The sequence below is a fragment of the Streptomyces sp. NBC_01429 genome, from assembly GCF_036231945.1.
Classification (GTDB): domain Bacteria; phylum Actinomycetota; class Actinomycetes; order Streptomycetales; family Streptomycetaceae; genus Streptomyces.
In genome coordinates this window covers 5045623-5065201 of the sequence record NZ_CP109599.1, presented here as the reverse complement: position 1 = coordinate 5065201, position 19579 = coordinate 5045623, and the positions used below count along the sequence as shown (strand labels likewise).

The 19579-nt window shown below is 67.8% G+C and carries 8 protein-coding genes and 1 pseudogene; 4 read left to right on the top strand and 5 right to left on the bottom strand.

Features of this window, described 5'->3' with window-relative positions; all coding sequences use genetic code 11:
- Nucleotides 1-126: 126 nt before the first annotated feature.
- A complete protein-coding gene (locus OG627_RS22260) occupies nt 127-999 on the bottom strand; it encodes an LLM class F420-dependent oxidoreductase (RefSeq protein ID WP_329067740.1) in 873 nt (290 codons plus the stop codon).
- Between the two features lie 220 nt (nt 1000-1219).
- Between OG627_RS22260 and OG627_RS22255 the strand changes: the two genes are divergently transcribed.
- Nucleotides 1220-1762 carry a GntR family transcriptional regulator gene (locus tag OG627_RS22255; RefSeq protein WP_329067738.1) on the top strand — a complete coding sequence of 181 codons (543 nt, stop codon included), beginning with the start codon at nt 1220-1222 and terminating at the stop codon, nt 1760-1762.
- Entirely contained in the window at nt 1759-2541 is a 783-nt protein-coding gene (locus OG627_RS22250; protein ID WP_329067736.1) for a GntR family transcriptional regulator, read from the top strand. Before OG627_RS22255 ends, OG627_RS22250 begins: the two co-directional genes overlap by 4 nt.
- Nucleotides 2542-2781: 240 nt before the next feature.
- Here OG627_RS22250 and OG627_RS22245 read toward each other — a convergent pair whose 3' ends face one another.
- The gene (locus OG627_RS22245; protein ID WP_329067734.1) at nt 2782-2994 is read right to left on the bottom strand and encodes a hypothetical protein; all 213 of its coding nucleotides are present in this window, start codon (nt 2992-2994) and stop codon (nt 2782-2784) included.
- Nucleotides 2995-3041: 47 nt separating this feature from the next.
- A complete protein-coding gene (locus OG627_RS22240) occupies nt 3042-10856 on the bottom strand; it encodes a ricin-type beta-trefoil lectin domain protein (RefSeq protein ID WP_329067731.1) in 7815 nt (2604 codons plus the stop codon).
- A 768-nt stretch (nt 10857-11624) separates the two neighbouring features.
- Between OG627_RS22240 and OG627_RS22235 the strand changes: the two genes are divergently transcribed.
- Nucleotides 11625-15161: an FG-GAP-like repeat-containing protein gene (locus OG627_RS22235; protein ID WP_329067728.1), complete on the top strand. Its 3537-nt coding sequence runs from the start codon at nt 11625-11627 to the stop codon at nt 15159-15161.
- Between the two features lie 75 nt (nt 15162-15236).
- Nucleotides 15237-17294 (top strand): RHS repeat-associated core domain-containing protein, encoded by a 2058-nt coding sequence (locus OG627_RS22230; protein WP_329067727.1) that lies wholly within the window; start codon nt 15237-15239, stop codon nt 17292-17294.
- 592 nt (nt 17295-17886) lie between these two features.
- Here OG627_RS22230 and OG627_RS22225 read toward each other — a convergent pair.
- Nucleotides 17887-18087, bottom strand: a pseudogene (locus OG627_RS22225) (site-specific integrase); the annotation flags it as partial.
- Nucleotides 18088-18401: 314 nt separating this feature from the next.
- Nucleotides 18402-19571, bottom strand: coding sequence for an acyltransferase family protein (locus OG627_RS22220; RefSeq protein WP_329072878.1), 1170 nt, complete (start codon nt 19569-19571; stop codon nt 18402-18404).
- Between the last annotated feature and the right edge of the window lie 8 nt (nt 19572-19579).

Sequence of the window (19579 nt, the reverse complement as noted above, 5' to 3'; positions counted from 1 at the left end):
CGGGATCGAATGGTGACCCCGACCGTAGGGACGCCGCGTTTCGCCCCGGTGCCGCCGGGTGACCGGCGCGCAACCTTGCTCTCACCCGGCGGCGGGGGCTGCTGTGAGCGCTCGCGCGCCAGTCTCCTAGCCGAGGAGGGCGGCGAGCCGCCGCCACTCGTCCCGGGGCAGGGCCGCGTCCCCACCGCCGGTGCCCGCCCGGACGATCTGGAGGGCGACATGGTCTGCCCCGGCGGCGCGGAAGGCGTCGATACGGTCGCGGACGCGCGCGTCGTCGCCCCAGGCGTACACGGCGTCGATGAGCCGGTCGCTGCCGCCGCCGGTGAAGTCATCTTCGGTGAAGCCGAGTTCGAGGAAGCTGTTGGTGTAGTTGGGCAGCGCGAGGTACCTGGCGAGATAGTCGCGGGCGGTGCTCCGCGCGATCTCCGGGTCCCGTTCCAGGACGACCTTCAGCTCGGGCGCCAGCAGCGGCCCCTCCCCCAGCAGCTCCCGGGCGTGCGCGGTGTGCTCGGGCGTGACGAGGTACGGATGCGCCCCGCCGGCCCGGTCCCGGGACAGCTCCAGCATCCGCGGCCGCAGCGCGGCGAGCACGACGCGCCCGGCGGGCACCCCGGCCGCGTCGAGACCGTCGAGATAACCGACCATCGCGGAGTAGGGGCGCTTGTACTGGGAGGCGAGCTTGGCGTGGCTGGCCCCGATCCCCAGCAGGAACCTCCCGGGCCGCGCGGCCTCCAGCTCCAGGAAGCGGGCGCCCGCGTCGGCGGGCTCGTACTGCCAGATGCTGAGGATGCCGGTGGCGACGGTGAGCCGGGAGGTGGCCTCCACCAGCGGCACCGCGTGCTCGACCCCACTGCTCCCCCCGAGCCACACGGCCCCGAACCCGAGCGCCTCCAACTCGGCGGCGGCCTCGGGAATCTCGTCCCGCAGGGCGGGATCCTCGGAGCGCAGCTCGGCGCTCCAGATCCCGTACGGTCCCACGGTGTCTCGCAGAGCGGCCATCGGTGTGTCTCCCTCATGCCCAGCGGATGTCATGTCCCCCAACGATCCCCGCCAACCAGGCCGGGCACGGCCCTATTCCGCGCGGGGCCCCCGGGCCCCACCCGTCCGGCTGTACGGGGCACCCTGTTGGCCGGTTCGGGGCATCGGCGGCCACCGGGAGTGATTCGCTTGCCGTGCGAGGCAGCAAGGTCGAGAGCCGTCAGCGGCACAGGAGGACGTCATGAGCACCGGCGACTGGGTCAGCACCTCGATGCCGTACCTGGCCCCGCGGCAGGGGAACCGGCCCGACGCCTGGACGGAGGAACTGGCAGCGCGCGGTAGGCGCGGCAGCCAGCGGATCGTGAGCGCGGGTGAGGTCGAGGCGCCGGCGGAGGTGGCCGGGCTGCTCGGGATCGCCGTGGGCGAGGCGGTCGTCGTCCGGCGGCGGGTGATGTACCTGGAGGGCCGGCCCTGCGAGCTGACCGACACGTACTACCCGGCGCCCATCGCACGCGACACCCGCCTCGCCCAAACGGCGAAGATCCCCGGCGGCGCCGTCACACTCCTCGCCGAGCTGGGACACATCGGCGTACGCGTCCAGGAGGACGTAACGGCCCACCTACCGAACGCCGACGAGCGAGAAGCCCTGCACACCGGCCCGGGCGAACCGGCACTCCGCCTGACCCGGGTCACCTTCGACAGCCAGGACCGCCCCCTCCAGGTCGACATGATGACGATGCCGGGACACCGGCAACGGCTGCGCTACGAGATGAGGATCGAATGACGACCGTGCCGCTGCCCGAAGAGAACACGTACGACCGCCGGTCCCTCCACGAGCGGATCGCGGCCGATCTGCGCGACGAAATCATGACCGGAGATCTCGCACCGGGAACCCGGCTGCCGTCCACCGTGCGACTCAAGGAAAGATTCAGCGCCTCGAATGCCACGGTGCAGAAGGCGGTGCAACTACTCAAGGACGAAAGGCTGGTCGTCGGACGTGCGGGCGCCGCCGTGACCGTACGAGAACACCGCCAACTGACCGTGCGCCCCGCCTCATCCATGACACTGGCCGGCGCCGGACAGCCTTACCCGTGGCTCGCCGAGACCGCCAAGCACGGCGGAGTGGCCCGGAGCGAGATCCTCGGCGCCGCCGAGACCGCACCTCCCGCAGATGTCGCGGCAGCGCTGCGCCTGCCGGACGGAGGTACGGCACTGCTCCGCCGCCAGGTGCTGACGTTGGACGACGAACCGGTCGAACTCGTCCACGCGTACTACCCGCTGGACATCGCCCGGGGCACCGCGCTGATGGACCCGCACCGCATCAAGGGCGGCGCTCCCACCCTCCTGACCACGCTGGGCCACCCACCCCGGCTCAGCGTCGACCACGTCTCCGCCCGAGTCCCCACACGCGAGCAGTACGAGGCACTCCACCTCCCCGGCGACCTGCCGATCTTGCGAACGCTGCGCACGGTGTACGGGGACGACGAGCGGCCGATCGAAGCCACGGTGATGGCCAAGGCGGGCCATCTGTACGAACTGCGCTACGAGTTCGCCCCGGAGTGACGTACCCCGCCACGATCTATTCATAGACGAGTACGGCCTGAAAATCACAGCAATCATTGCCCAGACGGGGATTTTCGGGTACACGTCCGTCTCCGCCCTCAACGTCAATCCTTCGCTACCCTCAAATGGAGCACTCGGCGGGACCGGCCCTCCGGCATCAGAAAGGGTCCTGTCGGGTAAATCCCAACAGGACCCTTTCCGGTTAGAGTCCCCCAGGCTTACTGTCAATTGAGATTGGGGCTACTCGCCCGGCAGCCAAGACGGAACAAAGGTAATCAGCTCTTCGTCCGTGACGCCACCTTCGGTCCAACTCAACAATTCGAGCTTCTGTTTTACCGACCAGCCGTATTCTTTGCCGAGAGCGGATGCCGCGTTGATTTTCCTGCCACCGTTCTCCCCGAACACCCGGAGGAAGTCGGCTATGTCGATAATTGATGCCCCCTCTCGCTGCATTCGACACGCTTCTGTGACCCAGTCATCTAGAGACATCACTACACCCCTTAGGGTCTCGTAAATACCGGCTCGATCTTAGAATAATTCCCAGGCTCGCCGATAAGCTTAAGAGATTGCAGCACGCCAAAGCCGTTTCTCGTAGCTATTTTACCTGTCCATGTTCGGAGGATCGCCTCTTCTGGAGACATGCCTTGACCTGTGAGCGCATTAAAGGTAGCCCTGTTCTTTTCGATGAGGTTGCCATTGATGGACGTGACTCGATCGCCGAAGTGGTCAAGTGCCCTGCTGAACAAATCGATGCCCTTCACAGGGCTCTTATTTGTTACCCCAGCAAGCATCGTCATGGCTCCATTATGATCAACCTCTGCCTCGAACAGGCTTTCTGATTCCTTGTGCTCCCATGAATAGGTGTTGGAGCCCAGCGTAGTGGTACCGCAATTGTGAACGAGGACCGGTGCGGATCCCGCGAGGACGTAGTAGGTGTGGTGGTTGGTGACGGTGAGGTTGTGGACCGTTTCGGCGGGGGCTGTCCAGCGTTTGATGGCGGTGATCTGGATGTGGGTGCCGGTGCTGGTCTGGAGCCATTGGCCTGTGTTGAGGTCGGTGGCGTCGATCCAGGTGTTGAGTGCGGGGACCCAGAAGGGGTGGCCGTCGGTTGCCGTGACTGTGGAGGTCGTGGAGGTGGCTTCGGTCGGGGCTTCGGTCGTGTCCTTGCCGGTTTCCGTGTCGTCTTCGGTGGCGATGGTGACCTCGACCAGGTTTTTCTGTCCCTGGCCGGTGATTTCCGCCGATACCGTTTCCACGCTGGTCTCGCCCGTGGCCGGGTCGGTGGCCAGGACCTTGTCGCCGTTCTTGATGTCTTCGATCGGCTTGGTCGTGCCGTCGGCCATCAGGACCAGCGTGCCGGGGACGAAGCTGTTGTCGGGTACCGGGCAGGAGCCGCCGCCTCCTCCGCCGCCTCCGCCTCCGCCGCTGCTCGGGCTGTTCGTCCGCGTCGCGCTGTTGGTGCGGGCCGGGCTCGCCGTTCTCGCGGCGCCGCCTCCGCCGCTGGACTTGGTGAGGTTGACGCGGGCCTGTTTCTGGACCGGTTTGCCGGTCGGGGCCTTGGCTCGGGCGACCTTGGCCCGTAGTGCCTGGGCCGCTGCCGCGGCTTTCGCCTTCTTCGCCTGGGCGGCCTTGCGGGCCTTCTCCTTCGCCGCCTTCAGCCGCTTCGCCGCTTCGGCTGCCTTGCGGGCGAGTTCGATGATCTGGCGTGCCTTGGCCTGGGCCGAGCGCCAGGCGCTGATCGCGCTCATGGTGGCGTTCAGGGCGTTCCAGATCTTCTTCGACTTGGAGAAGACCGAACTCCAGGGGATCGCGTCGATCGCCACGCTCGCACACGCCCACAGGTCGCCCCGGGTGACGCAGCTGACCACGTCGTTCCAGCCCAGGAACTCCTTCAGGACCGCCCAGCCGGTACTGAGGATCACATCGGTCAGCGACCGGTTCAGCGCCGTCCTCGCCCACGACTGCTGCGAGGCCGACGGACCGCCCACCCCCTCACCGCCGCCCGCCGGGGCCAGGCCCGAGGGATCGGAGAACGTCATGGGACTGTTGTTGGCGTAGTTGTAGCCGTTCATCTGGACCGGATCGCTCTGGTCCAGCACCGGGTCCGCCGACAGGAACCGCCCCGTGTGCGGGTTGTACTCCCGCGCCCCCAGATGCGTGAACCCCGTCGAACCGTCCCGGTCGCCGCCCACGAAACCCCGGTGGCTCAGCCACGTACTGGCCTCACTGCGCTCCACACCGAACGGATCCGACTTCGACAGCTTCACCGCCTGACCCGACGACAGCGACACCTCCGCCATCGCCGTCCCGTGATGATCCGTCACCAGCGCGAACAGCTGCCCCTCAGCGCTGTTGGTCAGCTGCACCCGCCGCATCACCGTCGGCGCACCCGGCTGACTGTAGTAACGCTCGGTGTAAGCGTGCTCCCCCGCGGCATTCGTCGCCACCGTCGTGTCACCCAGATACAGCGTGTGCTCACCGTCATTGCTCGCCAGCAGCCGCTCGCCACCCGCGTCATAGATGTACGACGTCACATCCGCCGGCGCCCACAACTGACCCGCACTCATCACACACGCAGCGATCTGAAGCTGGACATTGTTGGCCGTCGAACCGCCCGGCACGTCCAGGCAGCGGCCGGACGTCACGTGCTTCAGCGCGCCGGTCGCCGTCGCCGTCCACTTCTGGTTGTCCGCGCCCGTGCACTCCGCCAGGACCGTGAGCGTGCCGTTCGCCGTGGCGTTGCCCGCAGGGATCACGCACTTGCCCGTGACCTTCAGCGCGCCGGTGCCCGGCTCGGTGGAGCCCTTCGTGTCGATGCGGAACTTCTGCGGCTTGGTTCCGTTGCACGCGTACAGCTGGATCGCCGTACCAGCCGCGGTGGAGCCGCTCTTGGCGTCGATGCACTTCTTGCCCGGGCCCACCCAGGCGCCCGCGCCGTTGGCTCCGAAGCCCGTGACCTTCTCGACCTTGCCGTCCCAGGTCCAGGTCAGGCCCTGCTCGTTGCCGCCGATCACCTGCTTCTCGGTGTTGCCGGACTTGTCGTACGTGAGCGAGGCGCCCTCGTTGACCTTCGCCCCGGCGTCCGTCGTGTACGTCGACGCCATGGAGGTCAGGGTGTGCGGCTGGGTGGCGCCCGGCTTGGCGTCCGTCTTGCCGTACTTGTACTCGGTGGTCGCGTCCTTGGCGGTGTCGAGCCCCGGGTGGTGCGCGACGAGCTTGGTGCGGTTGCCCATCGTGTCGTACGTGTAGGACTGCCAGTAGCCGGAGTTGGCGGCGGTCACGTTGACCGTTCCGTCTGCGTACTTCGGCTCCGCCGTCGTCTGGCCCTTCGCCACGCACGAGTCGGCGTTCGGCGTGGTCCACGCCTCGGTCAGCTGTCCCTGGGTGTCGTACCCGAAGCACTGACGGTCCGTCACCGCGTCCAGCCGGTCGGCGACGGTGGTGACGTTCCCGGAGTTGTCGTAGCCGTACGTACGGGAGTTGACCCGGTTTCCGGCCGCCACCGAGGTGTCGCCGGCGTTCTCGCGGTCGGTGATCGTCCGGGTGAGCTGCCCCGAACTCTCGTCGAAGAGGTTGGTGTTCCACACCCGGTAGGGCTGTGAGCCCGTGGTGGTGCGCAGCACCTCGCCGTACGGGCTGTACGAGGTCTCCGCCGTGTACCAGTCCTTGCCCGATGTCGAGATGGGCAGTCCGGCCTCGTTGTAGCGGACCACGACCTGCTCGGAGGCGAGCGCGCCCGCCGGCGGCAGGGTCACCGACTCGGCGAGACCTGTCTTGGAGTACTCGTAGCTGTACTCGTAGGTCTCCTTGAGGCCGAAGCCGGAGGCGATCTCCTTCGGCAGGGTGACGCGCTGCCCGGTCGGCTGGTAGTCGGTGTTGTAGCCGGTGATCGCGGTGGTGTACGGCTTGCCGTCGGTGTACCGGGTCGCGCTCGCCGGATGGCCCTTGGCCCCCGGCAGGTCGTAGGCGAACTTGGTCAGCTCGGTGCCGTCGGGGTCGTTCAGCCGCTGGCCGGTGGGGCGGGAGAGCTCGTCGTAGCCGGTCCACACCTTCACACCGAGGGCGTTCTCGACGGCGTAGGGCCGGTTCAGCTCGTCGTACCAGGTCTTGGTACGGCCGGTGTCCGGGTCGGTCGCCTCGGTCAGCCGTCCGCGCGCGTCGTACGTCCAGGACCAGGTGTTCTCCTCGCTGTCCCGCGCCGCGATCTGGTCGCCGCGCGCGTCGTAGTCGTACCGGGTGGAGAAGTACGCCTGCGGACCGCTTCCGGTGAGGGTGTCGATCCGTACGGTACGGCCCAGGGCGTCGCTGTAGGTACGGGTGGAGGCGGAGCCCTTGGGCTCGGTCACCGTGGTGTAGTCGGCGCCGTACTGGTACGACACGGCCTTGTCGGGCTTGGCCCGGCCCGCTTCGTACGGTGTCTCGGAGAGCACCCGGCCGAGGCCGTCGTAGGCGTAGAACGTGCTGTTGGGCACCTGGTAGTCGGACTCCAGGGTGAACAGCCGAGGGGAGGGTTCGCCGTTGGAGTAGAAAGCGTTGTTCGTCTGCTTGACCGTGCCGTTGGCGCTGTAGAGCACATCGCTGATCAGCCGGCCGCCGCCCACCGCCGGGGTCTGGGTCTGCCGCTCACGGCCCAGCCCGTCGTAGATGACGACGGATTCGTCGTAGGCGTCGTCCTCGCCGAGCGTCTCGGTGACCACCGAGACCGGCTCGTCGATGACGGTGTTGTACGTGAAGCGCACCGAGGGCTGGTCCTTCTTGTCCTGCCCGGCGCTCCAGCCCATCGTGGAACGGCCCAGCGCGTCATAGGCGAACACGGTGGTGCGGCCGTTGGCGTCGGTCTCGCTGAGGGCTGTGCCCCGGCCCGGCTCGACCACCGACGTGGCGCTGTGCTTGAGCGGGTTGCTGGTGGTGACCTCGTGGACCTGGCCCTTGTCCGGAACGTACGTGACGGTGCTGGTCCGGTCCTTGGCGTCGGTGGAGGAGAGCACCCGGCCGTAGGAGTCGTAGTGGGCGCCGCCGGCCTTGGTCCAGCTGCCGCCCTGCTCGGAGACGTCCCAGGTGGTGGTCGCCAGACCGGCGGTGGGTGCCTCGCCGAACGCCTTGTCGTCATAGGCGACACGAGCGCCGGTGATCCAGTCCGCGCCGGTGGCCTTCGCGGCGTCGGCGCACAGACCCGTGAAGGTCAGGGACTCCTTGGAGAGGCCGATGAGGTGCGCGGCCGTGTTGTGGACGTAGGAGAGCGTGGTGCAGGTGTCGTCGTCGGTGTTGTTGGCGCTGCCGGTGGCGTAGTCGTTGTACTCGTTGATCCGGACCGGCAGGCCGTAGGTGCTGTCGTATTCGGTGGTGGTGCGCAGGGTGCGTACGGTGCGCTTGTCGTCACCGCCGCCCGAGGACCTGGTGGTGTCCAGGCTCTCGACGTCCTGCACCCGCCATGCCTTCAGCGCGGGTATGCCGTCGTCGCGGGCGCGCGAGGCGAGCTGCACGGCCTCCGGCCGGTCCACACTGCGGGTCAGCCAGTCGGTCGCCGCGTCCGATGTGTAGGTGACGCTCTCCGCGACCCGGCCCTGGAAGGGCTCGCTGTCCTTGGCGATGGTGGCGCCGGCGGTGTCCTTGACGGTGACCGAGCGCTTGGTGCCGTCGGGCAGCGGATCACCGTCCATGCCCCGGAAGTAACGGACCTCGCTCCTGCCGCGCTCGGTCTCCCGGTAGGTGCTCCTGGAGTTCTCGCCGGTGCGCGTGATGACCCGGCCGAAGCCGCGCCACTGGTCGTAGGTGCGGGTCTTCTTCTTGGAGAACTCCGCCTGGTTGAGCGCCCAGGCGCCGTCGTCGAGGTATTCGTACGTCGTCGTGGTGGACGGCACGCCGGTGAGCACCGGCATCTCCTCCACGAAGTCCACGACGTACTTGTTGAACCACTCGATGGTGTCCCGTTCCGCGTCCGGGTTCCAGTACGCGGGGAAACACCGGGTGGTGTTCGCCTCCGGCTTGGGGAATCCGGAGCCGGAGGCACAGGCGCCCTCCGGCGCCTTGTACACGATCCGCGTCTCACCGCCGTACTCGCTCACGATGCGGCTGACGCGCAGCCGGTCGAAGGCGGGATTGGTGTCCTTGGCGCCCCTCTTGACCCGGTTGGGCATCGCCTCGCTGTTGGCGAGGAAGGTCACCGGGTTGAGGGTGATCGTCTCCCCGTCGGTGTCGTAACCGGTGCGGGAGATACCGGAGAGCCACAGCGCGGTGCCGACGTCGGTGTGATCGGCGGGCAGGGTCTGGTCGAGCGTCCAGCTGTCGACGTTCGACAGCTCGGTGGAGCCCTTGGTGCGCTGCGCCAGGGTGGTCACCTTCGCCAGCCGCTTGCGCGACCAGAAGGTGGGCGCCGGTACGTAGCACTCCTTGCCGGAGGCACCGGAGCAGTACAGGTCGGCGGGGGTGTCGTACCAGATGCGGTTCTGGCCGAAGTTGCCCGAGGTGAAGTTCTTCTCGGTGCAGGTGAGCTGCCCCTCGGCGAAGCAGCGTTCGTCGACGGAGAAGTTGACCCGGGCGATGGGGCCGGCGCTGAAGAGCGTCTCGACGCGCTGGCCGTAGTCGATGTGGGAGAGGTAGCCGCCTCGCACGTAGGAGACGGGCTTCTTGTACGCGTTGTCGCGGGCGTAGTGGTTGGTCTCCTTCTCCCACCACAGCGTCATCGCGTTACCACTGGTGTCCACCACGTAGTCGAGGTTCCAGCGCCATGCCTGCTGGCAGAAGGAGTCCGCGAACTTGGCGTTGTAGCAGGGCTCGTCCTTCTGGTTGCCGGAGACCGGCACGGTGAAGACCGAGTCGGTGACCGGCTTTCCGCTGCTCCAGCCGGGCAGCTTGTGCATGCCGAAGTAGTACTGGGTGCCGTCGCGGGTGGTGACGCGCCAGTACTCGCCGTCGTCGTCACCGTTGTCGAGCTTGGTGTTCTTGAGCAGTTCGACCCGGGAGCCGTCGCCGCTGGAGGTGACCCACTCGCCGCTCTTGTCGTCGAGGACGAGTTCGGTGGTGGTGCCGCCGAGGGTGAGGGTCGCGTTGTACGAGCCCCAGCACATGTCGGCGGTCTTGTGCTTGGCGTTGTTGCCGTCCTTGGCGTCGTCACGGCAGCTGCGGTAGGCGCGGGTGATCGAGCCCGCGTTGTACTCCCAGCCGTCCCCGACCCAGGAGGGCTGGTTGTTGGAGGCGGAGGTACGGCCGTCCACCACTTGGGAGTTGTAACCGAAGGCCACACTCGGCGAGGGACCGCCCGGCACCTGGGGCACATTCAGCGGATAGGTGTAGCCGAAGCCGCCGGCGCCGCTGCCGGCCGACCAGGAACCGGCCGCGACCAGCGGGGTCGCCGAGAAGTCGCCCTTTGATCCGGACCCGGAGTCGGTGGCGAGCAGTACGGAGGATCCGGATCCGGCGGCCGCGGCGGTCTTCGCGGAGGCGGGCAGCAGGGTGCGCAGCCCGGTCTCGTCCGCCGTGTCGGGCGTGCTCCACGGGTAAGCGGCGGCCGGGGAGCGGCGGAAGAAGGCGTCGTTGGCGGTGGCGCCGGTGGTGGTGGCGGAGGCCGGGACGGCGGTCCCGTCGCCATCGGTCCCGTCCCCGTCGGCACCATCCCCATCGGCCCCGTCCTCATCGCTCCCGCTCGAACCGCCCGCGGCCAGCGCCGCGACGTCGAGGGTCGCGAGGATGCGCCGCTCCCCGTCCTGCACCACGTTCTCCGTGGCGACCTCGGTGGGCTCGGCACACTCCTCGGCCTCGGGGTCGGTCAGAAAGCACGACGGGTACTGGACGAAGGAGAGCCGGTCGGCCCAGTCGGCGCCGTACAGCTCCGTGAACTCCGTGTATTCCAGGGCGATCACGGCATCACCCTCGGCGGCGGCCGGCGGGGTGACCGTAAGGGCCATCCCCTGGATGGCGGTGGCCTCGATGGCGTCGGGGGTGGCCAGTTCGACCTGCCAGGTGCCTTCCAGCGCCTTGGCCTCGGCGTCGGTGGCCTCGTCCGGGGCGCCCACCTCGACCGGCAGATCACCGACCTGGACCAGCTCACCGGCGCTGAGCCCCGACAGCTTCTGGCTGACACTGCCCCCGGCGGGCGGCTCGACGGCCACCGGCTCGTAGTCCTCGCGCGGTTCGCTGTCGGTGGGGGTGAGTTCGGCGAGCTGGGAGTTGTCGTCGCCGGGTGCTTCGTCGGCCTCCGGCAGATCCTCCAGTTCGACACCGTTGCGCTGTGTCTGCGGCGGCGGAACGGCGAGAGCGGTGTTGGGCAGCAGGCCCGCCATCAGGGCCATGGTCAGCACACCGATGACGGTGAGCATGGACCGCTCGTACGGCCGACGCACAGCACGGAACGGCGCGACACGGAGCCGCCCTCGATTCAGGGCACGCCGGAACTGCCATGACTGTGGTCGCCGCACGGCGATATCCCCCCACGCTCACTGCTGCGGGGACTGGCGGTGATCTCGTGATCACACAGTGGTCCCCCGGTGATCACGAATCCTGCGTCAGAAATTCACAGAACGTCAACTGTCATTTGGTTGCGGTGATCTACGTCACCGAATAAAAGCCACCCAGCCGCGATCAATAATGCAAAAAGACAGCGAAACGCCATTCAGAGTAAGAGTGTTGATGTTTCGCTCCATCACGCCGCATGCACCCCAAGAAACAATCAAGCGGACATAAAGCAAAGCTAAAGAACGAACGTCTGTGCGCCTATGTCCACTTCTCATAGGGTCTGGCGACCTCCCCTCCGGCCTGCGACTTCACGGGAGCCCGCTGTTTCCGGGGACAGTCCGGACATCTGGCGGCCCGCGGACGGCCAGGACCACCTCACTCCCGCCCGAAAGAACTTCTGGCGCCCCGCTCATTTCTTGGTCCATGCTCTTCACCACGCACCCGCCGCGGTCCTGGCGCGGTGCGGTCGTTGAGTTTGGGAAATGGCATCGGGCGCGAGTGGTTGCCGGGGGAATGGCGGTCGCACGCGACACCGGGGGCTTTCGCATGCCCGCGCCATTGAGGAGGGGGACTCCAGCACCGTGGAACGTCGTCGTTTCGGCCTGCCCGTATCCAGGCGCGCCGCAGGAGGTGTGGCCGCCGCCATCGCCGCGGCGCTCACCTTCGGGCTGCTCGCCCTGCCCGACTCCGGTCCGCCTGATCCGACGGCCGGGGGCCGCGACACGGAAGGCCGGGAGAAGGCGGATTCACCCGCTTCCGACCGTCCCCTGTCCGAGGACGGCGCGCAGGAACAGGCCGTCGCCCAGGGCAGCAGCGTCGAGGTGGGCGCGTTGCGCACCGAGACCTCGACCACGTACGCCCAGCCGGACGGCACCTTCCGGCTCACCGTGCACGCGGCCCCGGTCCGCGCACGGGTCGACGGGAAGTGGCAGCCGATCGACACCGACCTCACCGCGGTCAAGGGCGGGGGCGGCTGGACGCAGAAGGCCGCGGCCGATCCGGTGGTCTTCTCCCCGGGCGGCGCGAAGGCCAAGGGTGGCCGCACATCCGGGGCCGAGCCCGCCGTGTATACGGTCAGTCCCCGTTCCGGCTCCGGCACCACCACCGCCCTCGGCACCGGAACGGCCGCCGGGTCCCGTACCCGTACGGAAGGCCCCGCCACCGGCCCCGCCACCGGGCCCGTCCTGCGGGCCGCCGACCCGAAGGACGGCTACCACGAGCTGGCCACGCTCAGCAGCGGCGGCCACGAGGCCACCCTGAGCTGGCCCGGCGAACTCCCCGAACCGGTCGTCTCGGGCCCGAGCGCCCTCTACCGCGACGTGTTCCCCGACATCGACCTCCTGCTCACCGCCAAGGACAGCGGCTTCAGTCATGTGCTGGTCGTCCACAACGCCGAGGCCGCCGCCAATCCGGCGCTGACCTCGCTCTCGTACGGCCTTTCCTCCCCGGATCTCACCTTCCGGCTCGACCCGAGTTCCAAGGTCGTGACCGGCGAGGACGCCGAGGGGCAGGAGATCGTCATCTCCCCCACCCCGCACATGTGGGACTCCGCGGGGAAGCCCACCGAGGGGGCCGGGGAGGATCCGCCGTTCCCGGAGGAGAGCGAGGAACCCGCGCCGGAACCGTCCGATCCGCCGGACGAGGAGGTGCCCGACGAAAGCACGGACTCCTCCGACGGTCTCGACACCGCCGCGCCGGAGCCCCCTTCCGAGGACGGCGACGGGGAGTCGGACGACACGCCCGACACGGATGTCCCGGGAGAGCCGGCCGGCCCGGAGGACCAGGACCCGCCCGACCCGGGCGCCGCGGACCCGGCCGCGTACCACCACGGTACGGGCGCGACGCGCACAGCTCCGGGCGCCGACGGCGTGCTGGAGCTGCCCGGACTCGCGGGGCCCGAGAACGGCACCCATCTGACCCCGATGAACGCGACCCTCGGCGACCAGGACAACGGCTTCTCCGACCTCCGGCTGGTCCCCGACCAGTCGCTCCTGACCGCCAAGGACACCGTCTACCCGGTCTTCATCGACCCGTCGATCTCCGGCAAGACCAAGAACTGGACCACGGCGTACGACCGTTTCCCCAGTTCCAGCTTCTACGACGGCGCCAACTACAACTCCGGCACCACGGAGGCGCGGGTCGGCTTCGAGTCCACCACCTGGGGCACCTCGCGTTCCTTCTTCCGCCTCGGCTGGACCACCAACATCAAGGGCGCCACGATCCGGTCGGCGACGCTGAAGATGCTGGAGACCTACTCCTGGTCCTGCGACGCGCGGGAGGTACAGGTGTGGCAGACCGGCGCCATCTCCTCCAAGACCACCTGGAGCAAGCAGCCCGACTGGAAGAAGCACATCGCCACCAAGTCGATGGCGCACGGCTACGCCTCCAGGTGCCCCAAGGCGAATGTCGACTTCAACGCCAAGTCGATCATGCAGGACGCGGCGAACGGCAACTGGTCGGAGCTGACCATCGGGCTGCAGGCCAGCAGCGAGAAGTCGGCCTACTCGTGGAAGAAGTTCAAGGCCGAGGGAGAATCCGCCCCCAGGATCACCATCGACTACAACCGGCCCCCCAAGACGCCGAGTTCGCTCCAGCAGTCGCCGGGCAAGGGGTGTGACACCAGCGCCCCCTACCAGAGCGTCGGCAAGCACGACCTCACCCTCTCGGCCGCCTCCTCCGACCCGGACGACACCTCGACCCGGCAGGACCTCGCCCAGCTGCACTTCCAGTTGTGGCGTACGGGATACGGCGACAGCAAGATCCTCGACAAGAAGGTCACCGTCTCCAGCACGGGCAAGGCGTCCGTGACGCTGGCCCAGTCCAAGCTCACCAACAAGTACCAGTACTCCTGGCGGGTCCGGGCGGTCGACTCCTCGGGGACGGCCTCCGCGTACGCCCCGACGGCGGATCCGAAGGTCTGCCGCTTCCTCTACGACAGCGCCAAGCCCGCCTCGCCGGTCGTGTCCTCGAAGACCTTCCCCGAGGCCGACGAGGACGGCACCGTCTGGTCGAAGGTGCCGTTCAACACGGACGGATCGTTCACCTTCGACCCCAACGGCGAGAAGGACATCACCGAGTTCCAGTACTCCTTCAACAGCACCGCCTACAAGAGCAGCAAGAAGGCGACGGCGGGCAAATCCGCGACCGTGGACCCGCTGCGTCCGCCGTTCGCCGGGCCGAACGTGCTGTACGTACGGTCCGTCGACACCGCGGGCAATGTCTCGGACGGCACCAAGTACCTCTTCTACGTGACGCCGCGCGACAAGGCGGACACATTCGGGGACGCCACCGGGGACGGCATCCCCGATCTCTACACCATCCAGAACACCGGGCTGCTGAGGATGTATCCCTCGGATTCCGCCGGCGATCTGCACCATTCGCTGGAAGGCGCCCACCGCGACGGGGTCATCCTCTCCAAGGAGGACGGCCACGGTGACTACTGGATCGGCGATGACGGCAAGGCGGCGCTGATCGCACACGGCGGGGACGCCTACCCGGGCGACGGCATCACCGACCTCTTCGCCCGGATGCCCGACGGCAAGCTCTATCTCTACCGGGGCGACGGCTACGGCAGCGTGGACATCGAGCAGCGCGTCCGGCTCAAGCTCCCCGCCAACGCCCCCGACCCCGCGACGTACAAGCAGATCATCGTGGGCGACTACAACCTGGACAAGCGCCCCGACCTGTTCGTCCTGACCAACTCCGGTGCGATGTGGGCCTTCACCGGCTACACCGGCGCTGTCTTCTCCTCGGCGACCCAGCTGAACTCGAACGCCTGGGGCGACCGTGACCTGGTCTCCGTCGGCGACCACGACAAGGACGGGGCCCCCGACCTGGTGTGGCGCTCCGGGGCCTCGGGCAAGCTCTACATCCGCTACGGCAAGACGGACGCCGCGGGCGGCACCGCCCTGGCCTCCCTCGCCACGGCCGCCGCCTCCAAGACCGGCATCGACTCGACGTACGCCACGGGTTGGACGACCGCGGCCAAGCCGATCCATCTGGTCTACGGCACACCGGACGTCACGGGCGACGGCATCCCGGACATCTGGGCGGTGACGGACGACGGTGCCATCGCGATCTACAAGGGAGGCAAGTCCGCGCTGGGCGCGCCCACCACGGTGATCAGCGCGGGCAGCGGCTGGAAGACCAGCAAGCTCAGATTCGGCTGACCCCGGCCCCGCCCGTCACGGCCCTCGCTGTACGGCCGCTTCCGCCGCCCGCGCGCATCGCGCGGGCGGTATGGCGTGCAGCTTCAGATCGCTACGTGTGTGATGAGTGCGGGTCAGTTGTGGGCGCCGGCGGATGTGACGTCGTACATCTATGACGCGGGTGGCGAGCGGCTGCTGGCGAGCAATGACGGTGAGCACACGCTGTATCTGGGTGACACGACGGTCGCGACGAATGCCGCGGGGGAGCACGCTTACACGGAGCGTTACTACAGTCAGCCGGGTGCGCCGACGGTGATGCGGCGGGTGCAGCTGACCAACAGCAGTGAGGGGCAGCTGTTCGCGCTGGTGACGGATCATCACGGGACGGCGATGGCGGAGGTGTCGCTGTCGTCGGGTCAGGCGGTGAAGCTGTCGAAGTCGGATCCGTTCGGTGTGGAGCGCAGTGAGGCCAGTACGTGGCTGAGCCACCGGGGTTTCGTGGGTGGTGAGCGGGACGGTTCGACGGGGTTCACGCATCTGGGGGCGCGGGAGTACAACCCGCACACGGGGCGGTTCCTGTCGGCGGACCCGGTGCTGGACCAGAGCGATCCGGTCCAGATGAACGGTTACAACTACGCCAACAACAGTCCCATGACGTTCTCCGATCCCTCGGGCCTGGCCCCGGCGGGCGGCGGTGAGGGGGTGGGCGGTCCGTCGGCTTCGCAGCAGTCGTGGGCGAGGACGGCGCTGAACCGGTCGCTGACCGATGTGATCCTCAGTACCGGCTGGGCGGTCCTGAAGGAGTTCCTGGGCTGGAACGACGTGGTCAGCTGCGTCACCCGGGGCGACCTGTGGGCGTGTGCGAGCGTGGCGATCGACGCGATCCCCTGGAGTTCGGTCTTCTCCAAGTCGAAGAAGATCTGGAACGCCCTGAACGCCACCATGAGCGCGATCAGCGCCTGGCGCTCGGCCCAGGCCAAGGCACGCCAGATCATCGAACTCGCCCGCAAGGCGGCGGAAGCGGCGAAGCGGCTGAAGGCGGCGAAGGAGAAGGCCCGCAAAGCCGCCCAGGCGAAGAAGGCCAAAGCCGCCGCAGCGGCCCAGGCACTACGGGCCAAGGTCGCCCGAGCCAAGGCCCCGACGGGCAAACCGGTCCAGAAACAGGCCCGCGTCAACCTCACCAAGTCCAGTAGCGGAGGCGGCGCCGCCAGAACGGCGAGCCCGGCCCGCACCAACAACGCGACACGCACGAACAGCCCGAGCAGCGGCGGCGGCGGCGGTGGCGGAGGCGGTGGAGGCGGCGCCAGCCACGGCGAGACCGTCAAGACCGGCTGCAACAGCTTCGTCCCCGCCACGCTGGTCCTGATGGCCGACGGCACGACCAAGCCGATCGAAGACATCAAGAACGGCGACAAGGTCCTGGCCACCGACCCGGTCACGGGCGAGACCAGTGCGGAGACGGTATCGGCGGAAATCACCGGCCAGGGACTCAAGAACCTGGTCGAGGTCACCATCGCCACCGAAGACGACACGGAAACCGGCAAGAACACGACCGAAGCCCCGACCGAAGCCACCTCCACGACCTCCACAGTCACGGCAACCGACGGCCACCCCTTCTGGGTCCCCGCACTCAACACCTGGATCGACGCCACCGACCTCAAGACAGGCCAATGGCTCCGGACCAGCACCGGCACCCACATCCAGATCACCGCCATCAAACGCTGGACAGCCCCCGCCGAAACGGTCCACAACCTCACCGTCACCAACCACCACACCTACTACGTCCTCGCGGGTGAGACGCCAGTACTCGTGCACAACGTCAACGAAGGTTCGCTCTGCAATGTGACTCTTGGGCCGGCAATAAAGGGCCAGAAAGCCGAAGGAGTGACCGCTGAACGCGGTGACACTGTCCTGGCTCACGAGCAGCGGATGATGAACGAGTTCGGTGACCGAAATGGCTGCGCTTCATGCGGGGCGACCGAATCGGGATACAAAGACGGTCACTGGACTGGTGACCACAATCCGCCGAATAAGCTCGCGCCCAACGGTCCGTGGACTCTGTATCCGCACTGCAAGGCATGTTCCAAACAGCAGGGCGGGATCGTGCGCACGCTACTCAAGGAGTACTATGATTTCCCGGTGTGGAAACCATGACTGTAGGTGGATTTAATGATGCTCTTCGCCTCGTGCACGACAAGATTCGCCCACGGTCTGGTTGTTGCTGCCGCGCCTGAGAGTGTGGACAACCATGCAGGCTGGGACGCGGCTGCTGATGTAGTACACGGTGGTCCGGACTCCTTGTTCATCGCGGTGCAGCAAGCCGCCAGTGGTCCGGTGTCAGTCCAATGTGTGCAGGGTCCTTACCAGCCGAGTGGAAAGGTCCTTGTGTACTCAGGGAATCTGACTCTCCCCAAGGCGTCCCTCGAAATTTCGGATCCGAATGAGTCGGTGAGACTGCTGATTCCCGTTCCGAATGTAGATAGTCGGGTCGACATCTACGGAGACGGAACCGATGAGCCTGATGAGGTAATCATCGTTCTGACGGGCGATGAGTCGTGGTGATCCACAGCCTCTGACGGAGGGGATCTGTCCGGCAAGTCGGACGGCACGATAAGTTCTCATCTCTGCGTGACGCCTTTCGTCTTGGCATAGCGGTGAATCGACCCCTCTCGGAGCGTAAGAAGCCCCGCCGGATTTCGTTCCGGCGGGGCTTCTTGGGCGTCTGACGGCAACGGTGACGGCAACGTCAGCGGACGACGGCTGCTGCGGGCGGGTCGTCAGGGTCGTCGTCCTGGGCAGCGAGGGCGTTGCCGAGGGTGTCGATGGCTTGGCGTTGGAGGCGGAGTCGGACGTGGGCGCAGACGGTGGCGGTGACGCCGATGCGGGCGTGGCCGAGGAGTTCTTTGATCACGACGAGTTCGACGCCTTGCTCCAGGAGGAGAGTGGCGGCGACAGCAGATTGGCGCCCCGTCGGGCGAGTCCTGGCGAGGCTTCTGTGTGGATTGACGCCAGCGAAGCCGCCATAGCGGGATCGACGCTGCGCCGGCGTCGGCGGATGTCGCGTCGTACATCCACGACGCGAGCGGCAACCAACTGCCGGCGGTCAGCGGCGGCGAACGCACGCTGTATCCGTGCGAGCTGTATCCGGGCGACAGGACGGTGGCGACCAACGCCGTCTGATACGGCGGGTGTCGCTGTCGGGCAGCGGCAGGCGGCCAGTTGTACGCGTCCCCGGCCACCTCCCCGCCGCCGTCAGCGCCGTCAGCGCCCGCGTCCCCGCGCCGCCGGGGCCTGCCGTCCCCTGCCGCTCGGCCACAGCCGCGGTCGTCGTTTCGCCGCCACGTCCTCCACCCATCCCACGGCCAGGATCATCAGGGCGAGCAGCGGCCAGACCAGCAGCAGGGGCAGCACCGCGTACGAGGCGTCCAGCTCCGCGGCGTAGGCGTCGATGCCGGGGATGTTCCAGAGCTGGTCGATGAGCGGGAAGGTCAGCAGGATCATCAGGTTGTGCCAGAGATAGATCGTGACGGCCCGGTTGTTGGCGAGCGTGATCACGGGGTCGAACCGCGCCAGCCTCCCCGGCAGTTCCCGCCAGGACGGCGAGTACTGGAGCAGGATCGCGCAGAACCCCAGCGACCAGGTCGCCTGCGCGAGCGGGATCTCGTCGAAGTTCCAGCCCTCGTCGGTGAGATGGCCGGAGGCCCACCACAGCGCGAAGGCCATCAGGAAGCCGGAGAGCGAGACCGTGAGGTAGCGCGGGACGCGCTGGAACAGCCCGTCGTGGTGGGCGAAGCCGAGCACCCAGCACCCGCCGTAGATCGCGAAGTCGATGACGACCTCGCCCGCCTCCCCCGGCACACTGACCAGATCGCCGCCCACGATCGCGGTGAGGACGACGGGCAGGAGCAGCGTCACCCACGGCAGGCGGCGGAACGCCCGCAGCAGCAGGGGCGAGAGCAGCACGAACCAGAGGTACGCGCGGATGTACCAGAGCGGCCCGGCGGCGTCCTCCGCCCAGCTGGTGTCCAGCCAGCCGGCGCCGTCGCCGCTCTCGTACGGGTACGGCGGTGTGCCCAGCGGTACGAGGTAGTTGGCCAGCCGCAGGAACCACCACAGTCCCTCCTCCCGCACCGGCTTCCACCCCATCGCGAACATCAGGGGTACGGCGACCAGCGCGAACGCCCACATCGGCGGCAGCAGCCGCCGTGTCCGGCCCCGGACGACGGCCCAGGGGGTACGGCTCGACAGGGACCTGGCCATCAGCGATCCGGCCAGCGCGAACATGACGCCCATGGACGGGAAGAGGATCGTCAGCCAGGCCCAGCCGAAGATGTGGAACACCACGACGCGGACCAGCGCGACGGCGCGCAGCAGATCCAGATAGCGGTCCCGGCCGGCAGGCCGGGCGGCCGACCGCCCGGCCGCCGGCATCTGCGAAT